The 14340-nt window shown below is 67.5% G+C and carries 10 protein-coding genes; 4 read left to right on the top strand and 6 right to left on the bottom strand.

From position 1 onward, the window contains the following. Positions 1 to 104: 104 nt before the first annotated feature. Together WC815_16295 and WC815_16290 are read left to right on the top strand one after the other, a co-directional pair. The gene (locus tag WC815_16295; GenBank protein ID MFA5910343.1) at positions 105 to 983 is read left to right on the top strand and encodes a hypothetical protein; all 879 of its coding nucleotides are present in this window, start codon (positions 105 to 107) and stop codon (positions 981 to 983) included. A gap of 151 nt (positions 984 to 1134) precedes the next feature. Then, positions 1135 to 1587, top strand: coding sequence for an MOSC domain-containing protein (locus tag WC815_16290; protein ID MFA5910342.1), 453 nt, complete (start codon positions 1135 to 1137; stop codon positions 1585 to 1587). A 26-nt stretch (positions 1588 to 1613) separates the two neighbouring features. On the opposite strand, the gene WC815_16285 is transcribed toward WC815_16290, so the two are convergent. From WC815_16285 to WC815_16265, 5 genes are all read right to left on the bottom strand, one after another. Continuing rightward, positions 1614 to 2669, bottom strand: a complete 1056-nt coding sequence (locus tag WC815_16285; protein MFA5910341.1) for a DUF4097 family beta strand repeat-containing protein — start codon at positions 2667 to 2669, stop codon at positions 1614 to 1616. A gap of 117 nt (positions 2670 to 2786) precedes the next feature. Continuing rightward, entirely contained in the window at positions 2787 to 3635 is an 849-nt protein-coding gene (locus WC815_16280) for a sulfurtransferase (protein MFA5910340.1), read from the bottom strand. Positions 3636 to 3644: 9 nt separating this feature from the next. Beyond that, entirely contained in the window at positions 3645 to 4853 is a 1209-nt protein-coding gene (locus WC815_16275; GenBank protein MFA5910339.1) for a TIGR00300 family protein, read from the bottom strand. 161 nt (positions 4854 to 5014) lie between these two features. Then, the gene (gene htpX, locus WC815_16270) at positions 5015 to 5896 is read right to left on the bottom strand and encodes a protease HtpX (GenBank protein ID MFA5910338.1); all 882 of its coding nucleotides are present in this window, start codon (positions 5894 to 5896) and stop codon (positions 5015 to 5017) included. A gap of 103 nt (positions 5897 to 5999) precedes the next feature. Then, a complete protein-coding gene (locus WC815_16265; GenBank protein ID MFA5910337.1) occupies positions 6000 to 6764 on the bottom strand; it encodes a PEGA domain-containing protein in 765 nt (254 codons plus the stop codon). 276 nt (positions 6765 to 7040) lie between these two features. On the opposite strand from WC815_16265, the gene WC815_16260 reads away from it, so the two are divergent. Beyond that, positions 7041 to 8282, top strand: coding sequence for a PQQ-binding-like beta-propeller repeat protein (locus WC815_16260; GenBank protein ID MFA5910336.1), 1242 nt, complete (start codon positions 7041 to 7043; stop codon positions 8280 to 8282). A 67-nt stretch (positions 8283 to 8349) separates the two neighbouring features. Next, positions 8350 to 11508, top strand: coding sequence for a protein kinase (locus WC815_16255; GenBank protein ID MFA5910335.1), 3159 nt, complete (start codon positions 8350 to 8352; stop codon positions 11506 to 11508). Here the strand turns inward: WC815_16255 and WC815_16250 are convergent. After that, a partial coding sequence (locus tag WC815_16250; GenBank protein MFA5910334.1) for an MBG domain-containing protein occupies positions 11505 to 14340 on the bottom strand: 2836 nt, incomplete at its 5' end. The two genes, WC815_16255 and WC815_16250, sit on opposite strands and share 4 nt — an antisense overlap.

The following is a 14340-nucleotide window of genomic DNA, read 5'->3' as shown; positions in this document are numbered from 1 at the left end:
GCGATTAGCGCCGGCGGGTTGGCACGCGCCGTGAAGTGGGTTCTCACAGGAGGCCCACTTTGACTCGAACTTTCTTTCCCCTTGTTGGTCGTTTCGCACGGTGCGTGTCGGTGCTGGTTCTGGCGTTGTTCACGTTCACTGGCCCGGCCGCCGCGCAGTCGGCGCCGGACGCGGCCACCGGCGGCGCCGCGCAGGAGCCGACCGATCCGAATCCCGGCGCAATCTCGGTCTCAGGCGGCATCGACTTCCAGAGCACCTACATGTTCCGGGGCATCAGGCAGCACTCCACGGGCATTGCCGCATGGCCGTGGGCCGATCTCGGATTTGCCGCGTTCTCCGGCGACGGCGCGCTCAAGAGCGTGGGACTCAACGTCGGCTCCTGGAACAGCCAGCACACGGGCGACACCGGCGCGGACGGGCCCAGCCGCAAACTCTGGTACGAGTCTGACTTCTACGCGACGCTTGGCCTTGGCCTTGGCGGCGGCGTCTCGCTCGCCACGACCTATACCGCCTACACGAGCCCCAACAACTCATTCACGTCGGTGAAGGAGATCGCGGTGAAGCTGTCGATCGACGACAGCGCGCCCCTCGGCAAGGCCGCGGTCAAGCCGTATGCGCTGGTGGCGCGGGAACTGGACACGGCTCCCGGCATGGGCCAGGCGGACGGCGGACTCGAGGCCGGCACCTACTTCGAGTTCGGCATCGCCCCCGGCTACGCTTTCTCGAAGGCCAGCCTCGCCGTGCCGGTGAAGGTGGGCCTCAGCCTGGGCAACTACTACGAGGTGGACGGCGTTGACGAGAAGTTCGGCTTCGTCAGCGTCAGCGGCATCGTCACGGTGCCACTCGGGTCAACGACGAAGTACGGGTCGTGGAACCTGCACGGCGGCGTGGAGTTCCAGCGCCTCGGCGACCACACCCTGCTGCTCAACGGCGACGAGCGCAGCCGGAAGATCGCGTCGCTGGGGATTGGCTTTTCTTACTGATGTGGGGCCCGGGACGACTGCCGGAAGGCGCCGTCCGGGCCACATCTCTGTCGGACCGTGGCGGGTCTCCGACAAAACCGTCTGATCATGGATATCGCGACGTCGATGAGGCAGATCCAGTTGCGCAAGGTCAGGCCCCTATAATGTCCCGATGGGTGAGCTGACGCAGATCTGGATTAAGCGGATGCATAGAGGCCCGATGGATCCGGCGGCGAAGGCGACGGTCGTGGCGGGGAAGGGCATTGTCGGCAACGCCAACCAGGGCGGCAAGCGCCAGGTCACGATTGTGTCGAACAAGAACTGGGAAGCCGTAACCGCACCGCTCGGCGCCACCCCGGACCCGCGGATGCGCCGCGCCAACCTCCTGGTGTCTGATGTTGACTTCACCGGCGCGCACGGCAAGATCCTTCGCGTCGGCAACGTCCGCATCCGCATCTACGGCGAAACACGGCCCTGCGAACAAATGGAGGCCGTGGTGCCGGGTCTTCAGCAGGCGATGAGCGTGCCCTGGGGCGGCGGTGCGTTCGGGGAGGTGCTCGACGACGGAGAGATCGCGGTCGGCGACTCTATCACCCTGGCACCGGCACCCGGCACCCCCCTCTAGGCACCCTACGCACCCCTGCCGCCTTCCTAGCGACGACCGATCTTCAAGCCGCCGTTGGTGGTGCGGACGCGGACCGTGGGCCCGCCCGAACCCAGCGTCGTTGAAATGCCGCGGCGCGACGACAGTTCGCCCTGGATGGTGAGGGGGATGTCGCTGCGGAATCCGCCGTTCACCGTCCGCGTTTCGAGCTGCGCGTTATACCCATCGGGAACGGCCACGGTGACGCCGCCGTTGCTGGTTTCGACGTCGAGGCCCTCGCCCTCCCAGCGGCTGCCGCTGAGATTCACGGTGAGGCCGCCATTGCGCGTGGAGCCGTTGACCCAGCCGGCGAGATCGGTGAGCCGCACGCCGCCGTTGGTGGTGTCGAAGCGCACGTTGCCGTTCACGCCGGTGATGGTGATGCCGCCGTTGTGGGCGTTGAGGTCGAGGTCGTTCTTGCGGGGCACGTTAATGCGGTAGCTCACCGACCACCCTTCGCGCCGGGCGCCATCGGGGCCGGTCGCCGACACGCGGCCGCCGCCGGACTGCACCTGCACGCCGTTGGCGATCTCACGCGCGCGTTCGTCGGAGCTCGCCCAGCCGCGGACCACCGCGCGCACGCGGATGTCGTTGCGATCCCAGGCGTCCACGGTAAGCGGGCCGGCGGGCATGGTGGATTCACGCACCTCGCAGTGCTGCCGGTTCTCATCATCCGAGTCCCTGGTGTTCGCGCAGGGATCCGCGTCGGTCCCGGTCTGGCGCTCGATGTAGTTGGAGGATCGGTCGTTCCACCGGAAGTTGTAGGCGCCGCCGGCGCGCACCTGGGCGCGCACCTGGCGGTCCACGCGCTGGCGGACCTGGCGCTCAATCTGCGAGGCGCGGCGGTCGGCGGAGCGGGTGGCTCGGTTGATGTGGCGCTCCCACTGCTGCTCGACGCGTTGCCACTGGCGATCCACCTGGCGGCGCGCCTGCTCGAGCGCACGCTCCACGCGGTTGCTGACGTCGGAACGGCCGTTGTTCGGTTCCCACCGGAAGGTCTGCGCGGCCGGCGCGGCGGCGAGGCCGGCCAGCATGGCCAGGGTGAACAGGATGCGAAGGGTCATAGGGTCCAATCTCCTCAAGTCGACTCGAAGGGATTGGACGGGAACTGACCGCGCGGGGTTGGCGGCTCGAGGGGATGATTGGGGGGATGATTGGATCCCAATCATCCCCAATCATCCCTAGTCGGTGTCGGTGGCTACCGGGCGGGAGGGGTCGGCGCTCCATTCGCTCCAGGATCCCGGGAAGATCTTCACGCCGCGGATGCCGGCGTGCTCCAGCGCGAGCAGGTTGTGGCAGGCCGTCACGCCCGAACCGCAATAGACCACCACGTCCTTGGGGTCTCGTCCCTCGAGGATGGGCGCCCACTGCGCCTTCAGCTCGTCCGGCGACTTGAAGGACTTGTCGGCGGCCAGGTTCTGCTGGAAGAAATAGTTCGCCGCGCCGGGAATGTGGCCGCCCACCTTGTCGAGGGTCTCGCCGATTCCGCGATAGCGCTCGGGCGTGCGCGCGTCGACGAGCAGGCGCGTCGGGTTCGTCAGGCCGCCGGCGACCTCATCCACCGTGAGGCGCCAGCCCGGACGCGCTGCGCCCCTGAACGGGACCGGCGTGGACGCTTCCACGCCGCCGCGGACCGGGTGTCCTTCGCCTCGCCACCGCGCCAGCCCGCCGTCGAGCACCGCCACCGCATCGTGGCCCATCCACCGCAGCATCCACCACAACCGCCCCGCAAACATGCTGCTGTCGGCGTCGTAGGCCACCACCTGGATGTGCGGCCCGATGCCGAACTCGCTGAAGGTGCGGATCATGACGTCCGAGTCGGGCAGCGGATGGCGGCCGTTGGTGCCGGTCTTCGGCCCCGACAGGTGGCGATCCAGGTGCGCGTAGCGCGCTCCGGGAATGTGTCCCTCCCGGTAGTTCGCCTCGCCCTTGGCCGGATCCGTGAGGTCGAACCGGCAGTCGATGATCACCCAGCTCGGATCGTTCACATGCTGGGCGAGAGTGGAGGGCGTGATCAGTGTCTTGTGCATGTCTCAGGTCTAGGCTTTCAGTTTCCCGGCCAGCGTATGCAGGAACAAGCCGACGTCGGTGACGACGCCGACCGTTTGCGTGGAGCCGCGGTCAGAGAGCTTGGTGACCACCGCGGGGTTGATGTCCACGCAGATTACCTTCACCCACGACGGCAGCATGTTGCCGACGCCGATGCTGTGCAGCATCGACGACAGCATCACGACCACGTCGACGTTGGCCAGCGCCTTCCCGTAGGCGTCCTGCGCCGCGGTCAGGTCCATCAGGGTCTCCGGCAACGGACCATCGTCGCGGATCGAGCCGGCGAGGATGTACTGGACGTGGTGCGTATGGCAGGCGTGCATGATGCCGGTGGTCAACACCCCCGACGCCACGGCGCGGCCAATGCCGCCGGCGCGGCGCACGGCGTTGATGGCGCGCATGTGATTGCGGTGGCCGTGCTCGACCGGATGTCCGCTGCTGAGGTCGATGCCGAGCGAGGTGCCCGACAGGGCGACCTCGATGTCGTGCACGGCGAGCGCGTTGCCGGAGAGCAGCACGTCCACGTAACCGAGGCGGATCAGCTCGCAGAAATACTGCGAGCCGCCGGTGTGGACCACGACCGGGCCGGCGACGAACGCAATGCGGCCGCCATCGGCCTTCACCTGCTGCATCATCTCGGCGACGCGCGCCACCGCGGTTTCGACGCGGCGCTCCGACGACACCTCGTTGCTCATGAAGCCGAAGCTCGGCTTGTCGCGCTGCTGCACGTCGGGCGAGACGCGAATGCCCTGCATGCCGCACACCACCTGCTCGCCCTTCCTGACGTCGCGCAGCTTGCGGCAGGCGACGCGGCCGTCCTTGACGATCAGCACGGCGTCCATGCGCTGATCGTCGGCGGCGACCCATTGGCCGCCGAGGAAGACCGAGGTGCGGTGATTGGTGGTGGAGTAGAAGTCTTCGGGGACGGCGCCGTCCATGTCGGCGGCGCGCAGCAGCACCTCCGGCGATCCCTCAACGAAGCAGCCGAACACCGACAGCTTGGAGAGCAGGTCCTGCAGCCGTTCCGGGGTGTCGGTGGTCAGCCGCAGCGTGAGGTGGGAGCCCTCTTCGTTCTTGCGGCCGACGTCGAAGTGCAGGATCTCGTATTCGGAGCCGTGCTCGACGATGGTTGTGAGGATCGACTGGAAATTGCCTGAGTCGATCAGGTGGCCTTCAGCTTTGACAGTTTCGGAAACCATGTTTGGGAAGGGGTCTGACCCCCGCCCACTATTCTAGCGGGGGTCAGACCCTTTCGCCGGTCTTTGCGGCGGGGTCGGCCCCCCCCGGCGTTCTTCGCGACGGGGGCAGACCCCTCGGCACCACTGACTCGGGGTCAGACCCCTTGCCCGGGGTCAGGCCCCTAGCGCACTTGCGGCTGCTGCAACGCCGCGATGCGGGCTTCGAGCGGGGGATGCGTCGCGATCAGCGACATGAAGCCGCCCTTGGCGCCGGCGATCTTCATGGTGGCCAGCTGGGGCTGCGAGTTGTCCACCAGGGCCTTGGTCTGCAGCAACCGCTGCAGGGCGCCAATCATGTTGGCCCGGCCCGCCAGGCTGGCGCCGCCGGCGTCGGCCCGGTACTCGCGCGCGCGGGAGAACCACGCCACCACCATCGACCCGAGAATGCCGAACGCGATGTCGAAGATCAGCGTCGTCGCGAAGAACACCAGGTGCGAGATCTTCTCGTCCACCATCTGCCGGACGATGTTGGCGATGATGCGGGAGAAGAACATGACGAAGGCGTTGACGACGCCCTGGATCAGCGTCAGGGTGACCATGTCGCCGTTCTGGATATGCGCGACCTCGTGGGCCAGCACGCCTTCCACTTCTTCACGGCGCATCGAATGAAGCAGGCCGCTCGAGACCGCCACCAGGCTGCGGTTCTTGCTCGGCCCGGTCGCGAACGCGTTCACTTCCGGCGAGTCGTAGATGCCGACTTCCGGCATCGGCAGGCCGGCCTTGCGCGTCAGCTGGCCCACGGTCTGGTGGAGCCAGTCGAGGTCGGGCTGGCCGCTGCGGCCGTCCACCAACTGGATGCGCATCGCCATCTTGGCCATGAAGCGCGACAGCTGGAGGGAGATGAACGCGCCGCCCATGCCCCACACCAGGCAGAACACCATCAGGGCCGAGTAGTCGAGGCCGGTCGGGGTGAGGTAGCCGCCGACACCCAGCAGGCTGAGCACGATCGACAGCGTGATCATGATGGCCAGGTTGGTGGCCAGGAACAGGAGAATGCGTTTCATGGGGTCAAGGATAGCAAAGCGGTTTCGGAATGAAAAACACGTAAATTGGCGGAGATAGCGCGGAAAAATCGAACGATCCCGCCCGGGCCCGACCCCGGCGCGGCTAGCGGACCGGCGTGTAGCCCTCGGCCAGCTTCTTGCGGGCCGCCTCCACCTCGCGGTGGAACACGAACAGCGCGTCGGCGTTGTCGTTCTTGTCGGTGAAGTTCCAGGTCTTGCCGCCCTTCTGCTTCACGCGCAGGTTCTTCTGGAGGTAGTCCACCGCAAACTGATCGGCCTGGGCGTAGGTGATCGTGAACGCGTCGCCCTTGTTCGAGGTCTCGTACTTGAGGCCATCAATCGTCGCCGACAGGATGCCGTTGCAGGAGCCCATCGCGTGCTTGTGGACCACCGGGACCCTGGCGTTGAGGCTGACTTCCTTGATGCGCACGGTGATGGCGTTGGCGCCGGCGACCAGGTCCACCGTCTTCTGGACGCTGTCGAAGCCGGTGGCGGTCAGCTGCAGCCGCCTGGTGCCGGGCTCCAGTTTATCGAGCGTGAGCGGCGTGTTGCCGACGAACTGGCGATCGATGAACACCGAGGCGCCGGGCACGTCCGATTCGAGCGTGAGCGTGGCCAGCGTCGGCGCCGCCTCGGCCACCGGTGCCGCGGTGACCGGCGCAACCTTCCGGGGCGCGGCCTTGCGGGGGGCTTCGGGCTCCGCCGCGGGAACCGGTGCCGGCTCTGCCTTCCTGGCGACGGGCGCCGGTGCCGGCGCGGTGCGCGTCTCAGCAGGTGGTGCCGGCTCGGGACCCTTCCGCCCCATGAACACGATGCCGACCCCCACGAGGATGGCGACTCCTGCGCCGACGAATGCTGCTGGTTTCATCAACGCAGATCGTAGCAGATTCGTTTGGATGGTCTTGGCCGCAGATTACGCCGATACCGCAGATTCCAATGCCAGTACGGAGCGCAGGCGTCGGCCCGCCGGGCCAGGCCCGAAACGAGAGCCATCGGGTACGTTTGAAGGCTCTCATTCTCGGGCCTGGCCCGGCCGGCCATGGCCGGTCTTGCGACCGGCCGCCTGCGCATTGTCTGGCGTCTTAATACGCGAAACGAATCTGCGCAATCTGTGTAATCTGTGGCCCTGAATCTGGAGGCACCGATGACAGCTCGACTGTGGACGACCGTTGCGATGGTGATCGTGGCGGTCGTGGGCTCGGTGGCCACGCAGACTTCGGCGCCGGCGGACTGGTACCAGTGGCGCGGCCCCAATCGCGACGGCATCTCGGCCGAGACCGGGCTGCTGCAGGACTGGCCCAAGGCCGGCCCGCCGCAGGTATGGCGCGCGACGGGCGCGGGGAACGGCTACTCGTCGTTCTCGTCATCCGGCGGACGTCTCTACACGCTCGGCGCGCGCGCCAACAACGAGTACGTGATGGCGTTCGACCGCGCCACCGGCAAGAAGGTGTGGGAGTACCTCAACGGCCGGCGCTACGAGAACGACCGCGGCGACGGCCCGCGCAGCACGCCGACCATCGAAGGCGAACGGCTCTACGTGCTCGGCGGCAGCGGCGATCTCACCTGTCTCGACACCGCGACGGGCAAGCGCATCTGGTCGATCAATGTCATCCAGAAGTTCGACGGCCGCAATCCCTACTGGGGCTACAGCGAATCCCCGCTGATCGTCGGCGATCGCATCCTGGTGAACGCCGGCGGCTCGCGCGCGTCGATTGTCGCCATTGCCAAGGCCGACGGCGCCACGCTGTGGCAGAGCCACAACGACGAGGCCGGCTACTCGTCACCCATGCTGATGCGCACGGGGAGCCTCAACCAGGTGATCTTCTTCACCGGGCAGCGCACCCTCGCCGTGGACCCGCGCGACGGGCGGCTCCTGTGGTCGTACAACAAGGTGGCCAACGGCACCGCCAACATCGCCACGCCGATCGTGCGCGGCACGCGCGTGTTCCTGTCGTCCGACTACGGCACCGGCGCCGCCCTCCTCGACGTTCGCGCCGCCGGCAACCTGGCCTCGGCCAGCGAGGTGTATTTCACGCGCGACATGCGCAATCACCACGCCAGCTCGGTGCTGATCGACGACCACCTCTACGGGTTTTCCAGCAGCATCCTGACGGCGCTGAAGTTCGACACCGGGGCCATGGCCTGGCGCGATCGCAGCGTCGGGAAGGGCTCGTTGATCTTCGCCGACCGTCGCCTCTATCTTTTCAGCGAAGACGGCGTCGTCGGGCTCGCCGAAGCGTCGTCGGCCGGGTATCGGGAGCACGGGCGCTTCACGCTGGCGCAACAGAGCGGCTTGCCGACGTGGAGCCATCCGATGATCAGCGGCGGCCTGCTGATCATCCGCGACCAGGACAACGTCTACGCTTACGACGTCAAGGCGAAGTAAGCGCCGGGCCGCGGCCCAGGCGTAATAGTGTGCAAGGTGCGCGATAATGATGCGCCCCTGAATCGCAATGATTGACCGGTCTTCCACACCGACGTGCCTCAAATGCGGCCGGCTGGTCCCTCAGGGGGCTGGTTTCTGTCCCAGTTGCGGCACGCAAATCGGTGACCCCTCGTTCGCGCCCACCTCCGCGTCGATCGACGCTGCGGCGGGCAAGCCCTTCCCTTCCGGCGATCCCGTCACCGCTCTGCCCACCGCCGCCACCAACCTTGGTGGGGCCCCTCACACCGGCGCGCCCACCCTCTCGCCGACCGGCATGGTGACGTCGCTCGACAGCCCGTCGCCACGCCCACCGGTGCCTGCCGGTGACGGCCCCTTCCAGGCCGGCCAGCAAGTCGGTCCCCGCTACACCATCATCCGCCTGCTCGGCATCGGCGGCATGGGCGCGGTCTACCAGGCCTTCGATCACGAACTCGGCGTCGCCGTCGCCATCAAGGTGATCCGGCCCGCCGCGCAGTCTGACGCCACCGCGGCCAAGGAGCTCGAAACCCGCTTCAAGCGCGAGCTGGTGCTCGCCCGCCAGGTCACGCACAAATACGTCGTCCGCATTCACGATCTCGGGGAGATCGACGGCATCAAGTACCTGACCATGCCGTTCGTGGAAGGCGAGACGCTGGCGCAGCTGCTGCGGCGCAGCGGCACGCTGCCGCTGGCGCGCGCCATCCAGGTGGCGCAGCAGATCGCGCAGGGCCTGGCCGCGGCGCACGAGAAGGGCGTCGTTCATCGCGACCTCAAGCCCGAGAACATCATGATCGAGTCGCCGTCGCCATTAGCTTTGGCGGCCCAAGGGCTGCCGGAGTCGGCCGGGCGTGGCGACGGCGACGCCCTGATCATGGACTTCGGCATCGCGCGCTCGGTGGAGCAGGGCGCCACCCAGACCGCGGCCGGTTCGGTCATCGGCACCCTGGAGTACATGGCGCCGGAACAGGCACAGGGCATCAAGGTCGATCAGCGGGCCGACCAGTACGCCTTCGGCCTCATCGTCTACGACATGCTGGTCGGGCGCCAGCGGCTGGCCAAGCGCGACAACCCGATGACCGAGCTGCTCGGGCGATTGACGGCTTCGCCGCCGGCGCCGCGCACGATCAACCCGGACATTCCGGAGGCCGTCGATCACATCGTGGTGAAGTGCCTGCAGCCGTCGCCGGACAATCGTTACGCGTCCACGACCGAGCTGGTGAAGGCGCTGGAGCGGCTCACGCCCGATGGGCACATCCGCTCCGGCGTGCACGAGGTCATCGTCCGCGAGGCGCCGGCCCGGCCGAAGTGGCAGCTCGCCGCGGCCGGTCTCGTGATCGTGGCGCTCGGCGGAACGGTGGGCTGGCTGCTGCTCAAGCCGGACGCGCCTGGGGCGGCGACCAGTGGCGTGGCCCGCGAGCCGGTGTCGGTGCTGATCGCCGACTTCAACAACAAGACCGGTGACCCCGTGTTCGACGGCGTCGTCGAACAGGCGCTGGGCCTCGGCATCGAAGGCGCGTCATTCATCACGGCGTATCCGCGTCGTGATGCGCTGCGCGCGGCTGCGGCGGCCAAGCTTGGTGACAAGCTGGATGAAAAGACCGCCCGGCTCGTCGCCGTGCGCGAGGGCGTCGGCCTCGTGCTGGCCGGCGAGGTTGAGGCGCGGGGATCGGGGTTCCACATTACGGCGCGGGCGCTCGGGTCTGGCAGCGCCGATGGTCCACCGCTCCACACACTGGAGGCGGATGCCAGCGGCAAGGCGGCGATCCTCGAGACGGTGGGTGCGCTCGCCGGCAAGGTGCGCACGGCGCTCGGCGATACGGCGGTGCCCAAGGATGGACCCGCGGCCAACGAGACGTTTACCGCGGCCAGCCTCGAGGCCGCGCGCGCGTATACGAAGGGCCAGGAATTGCAAGTGGCCGGCCAGCGCGAGGAGGCTATCGAGCAGTTCAAGCAGACAATCACGCTCGATCCGGGCATGGGCCGCGCCTACTCGGGCGCGGCGGCCCAGCTCGCCAACCTTGGGCGCACCGACGAGGCAGAACACTTCTACAAGGAGGCCCTGTCACACCTCGACCGCATGACCGACCGCGAGAAGTACCGCACGCGCGGCGGCTACTACCTGTTCGCGCGCAAAGTGCCCGAGGCCATCAAGGAGTACACCGCCCTCCTGGACGCGTTTCCCAGCGACCGTGTCGGGCAGGAGAACCTGGCCCTGGCGCACTTCTACGAGCGCAACATGGCGCAGGCCCTCGAGCAGGGCCGCAAGGCGGCGGCGATGTCGCGCAGCGTGGGGGCGCGGTCGAACCTGGCGCTCTACGCGATGTACGCGGGCCAGTTCGAGACGGCCATTACGGAGAGCGACGAGGTGCTCAAGACGACACCAACGTTCGTCAAGGCGTTCGTGGCGCGCGGGCTGTCGGAACTCGGGCTCGGCCGGCCCGCCGAGGCCGTCGCGGCGTACGGCAAGCTCAAGGGCGTGTCGGCGGCGGGCGCATCGTTTGCGGTGGCCGGCCTTGCCGACGTGGCCCTCTACGAGGGCCGCACGGCCGACGCCATTGCGTTGCTGAACGAGGGCATCTCAGCCGACACCGCCGCGAAGAACGTGACCGCGGTCGCGAAGAAGCGTGTGGCCCTCGCCGAGGCGCATCTGGCGCGGGGCGACGCGGCGGCGGCGGCACGAGAGGCGGAGCGGGCGGTGTCGGAGAGCGACAGCGTGGCACTGCCGGCGGCCCTCGCGCTGGTCCGAGCCGGCAGGGCCTCGGCGGCGCTCAAGATCGCCGATGGCCTCGCTGCCAAGATCGACGCCGACCCGCGCGCGTATGCGGGCCTGGTTCGCGCCGAGGTACACCTGGCGCAGAATCAGGCCCGCCTGGCGCTCGACGCGCTGCGCGAGGCGCAGTCGCTCGCCGACACCTGGCTCGGTCATGTGTTGATGGCCCGCACGTACCTGGCGCTCGACCAGTTCGCAGAGGCCACCTCCGAGATTGATGCCGCCATCAAGCGGAAGGGTGAGGCCACCGCCATCGGGCTCGACGACTGGCCAACCTATCGCTACTTCCCGCCGGTGCTGTATTTCCAGGGCCTCGCGCAGGACGGGCTGAAGAGCCCGGCGGCGAGTGAGACCTTTCAGGCATTTCTGGCCATCAAGAACAACGGCGACGAAACCGTTGGTTTCGTCGCCGTTGCGAAGAAGCGCGTCGCGCGCTAATCAATGACAGGGATCTTGCAGACGTAGCCGATGTCGCCGAAGCCGTCCTGGGGCACGTCGTTCCAGCCCGCGGACGGGCTGCTGTTCGGAAAGAACTGCACTGCGCCTGGGTCCCCGCTTCCATTCGGCTCTGACGTCTGTCCCCGCCAATTGCTGAAATCCCACGGAGTGCCGTCCGACCACGTGTAAGAGCCCTGTGAGCCCGAGGTGAAGCCCCCCAGCGCGTAGGCGCCGATGTAGGCGGATGGTCCCGCCGGACCAATCAGGCCGCTCAGGAAATCATCCTCGGCCTGGCTGTGGATGCTGGCCAGATGCCCACCCGCGGCCACGCAGTTGTTCTCTGCTGTCTGCCACGGCGTGCCGTAGTTCGGCACGAACGCGTAGAAGTGGTCGTTACCGCCAACGCTGGCCGGCCACTGCCTGGCCTCGTGGTAGAGCAAGAACACGTCCGTCGCGGACAGTGCCGAGCGATAGATCCCCACATCGTCGATAGCACCCTGGAAGTTCTGTCGATAAGGACGGCCCAGCGTGTCGGAATACTGGCGACCGCCGATCCGGAATTCACCAGGCAAGTCGGCGATTGCGCCAAGCGACTCAGGTGTGAATGTGTGTCCCAGGACACCGTTGGCGTAGGTCTTGACCACTCCCGCGTCATAGGTCACGACGACGTGGGCCCATTGGCCCTCTGGCACCACGATGCCGGTGTTATACCAACACCAGCACTCAGGGCCGCGAAACGCCCACCGGATGGTGCCGTCCGAAAACCGGGCCACCTCGTAGGAGTCTTCCTTGCTGACGATGATGCCGCCTTCAGTGCCGGCATATCCGTTGTCGTAGCTTAGGCCGGGTCCAGTCGGCTTGAGCCACGCGGCAATCGTACCCGCGTTCGACAAGCGTAGCTCGGGCCGATCCGCGATCCGGACAAAGTCGTTGTCCGGGAACGCGTCGTTCGCGAAGCTGAAAGCCTGACCGGTGTGGCCCGTCGTGAACGTCGCCCCACCCTGGGGCGAGCCGCCATTGCCGCCGACGCTGTCGCCCGCATTGCCTTCCGCGCGCCAGAGGCTGACGAGCCCCTTGGCGGGCTGGGGCGTCACCGTGACACTCCAGCCGTCGCCGTTGTCACCGTAGTCGTTGTCGTTGACTGCAAACTCGACGACGCCCGGAGTCGCTGCGGTCAGCAGCGTCGGGCCCGAACCAACGAACTGCCAGGGACCGGATCCGATTCGAGCGATCAGGGAGATGCCGGGGACCGGACACTGTGCCAGGAAGTCACCCTGACAACCGAGCGCACCGCCCGGGGACGCGGCACCGGCATTGTACCAGCTGACCGTCCCGGTCGCCGTGATGCTGAGCGAATCGCCGACATACAGGAAGACACCGCTGTTCACCGGTGCCGTGCCTCCGGCGGAGACGGGGTTCACTGTAGCGGCGCCTCCAGCCGTGCCGGGCACGAAGAAGGTCCGTGACCCAGCGGCCGGCGGCGCCGGCGGCGTGATGGTCAGCGTCCCGCTCGCGCCGCCCGAATAGTTCGGGTTCGTGACGGCCGCCACGACCGGGTAACTGCCCGCCGCCGATGGCGGCGCCGGGCTGCCGTTGTAGGTCACGCTCACCGCCAGCCCCGCGGGAGTGGTCGTGACGGTGACGCTTTTTGGCGATCCGTCGAAGGCCTGAGTGAGGTTGCTCAGCGACACGCCCGCGGCGATCGTCCCGAACGTGACCGGCGCGGACACGGCCGGCAGCGCCTGGCCCGACGTGGCGACCACTGTGTACCCCACGCCGGCGGCGCTGGCCGAGAGCGCGGGGAAGGCGGCGATTCCGCTCGCGTCGGACGTGGCCGTATTGCCGGACAGTGAGGCACCGCCCGGGTTCGCGCCGAGGAACAACGTTACGGGCGCGTTCGGGAGCAACGCGCCGTACTGGTCGCGCACGGCTACGGTCACTGGTGGCGCAACGATCGCACCGAACGGCGTGGTGGACGGCTGTTGCACGAACACCAACGACAGCGGCGTGGGCTTGGGATCATCGGTGCTCCCCGACGGCACGGGCGGGCTGAGCGGCGTCACGACGGGCGGCTTCGGCGGCGGCGCGCCCGAGTTGACGGCACTGATGATGTCCTCGGTGTCCACGCTTTGCTGCTGGACGATCGGAGTGACCGAACCAAGCTCGGTGGTGGTCGTCGGCAGGAACACCGGATCGATGAATGAGCCTCCCGGCGTCGGGGTTGACGGGTCGGTGTCGTTCACGGGCACGTTGCCGGCCTTGGCGGGGTCGTAGACGCGCAGGGTGATCTGCGCTTTCTCGCCTGGCGCCAGCCAGAGGGTCGCATTCGTGGCCTCGTCGCTGTTCTGGTCGGGCAGGCCCTGTCCGGGCAGCACGAACTTCGGATTCGGGATGTTTGCCAGCAGGATGTTCTGCGACTGCAACTGCACCTCGCAATTGGTCGCCACCGGCGTGTTGTAGACCTTGCGCAGCACGAGTTGCGTGGTGATGCACCCGGTAGTGGGGTTCACGCCGGGCGGGCAGATCTTGTCGGTTTGTTGCGACAGGAACAGGTTCACGTTGAACGCCGCCGTTGTGTTCCCGTTGTTGGTCATCGTCCAGGTGACGTCCGACAGCGCGCCATTGGCGATGTCGGGGTTGGCGATGTCGGGGTTGGCGATGTCCGGATTGGCGATGTCCGGATTTGCAATGTCCGGGTTGGCGATGTCGGGGTTCGCGATATCGGGGTTGGCCACGCGCACGTTGGCGATATCCGGGTTGGCAATGTCCGGATTGGCGATATCGGGGTTGGCAATGTCGGGGTTGGCGATGTCCGGGTTGGCGATGTCCGGG

This window comes from Vicinamibacterales bacterium (genome assembly GCA_041659285.1).
In the GTDB taxonomy this organism is placed as follows: Bacteria; Acidobacteriota; Vicinamibacteria; order Vicinamibacterales; family UBA2999; genus 12-FULL-67-14b.
Note: the sequence above shows the minus strand (reverse complement) of the source record. Positions and strands in the feature narration are given on the sequence as shown.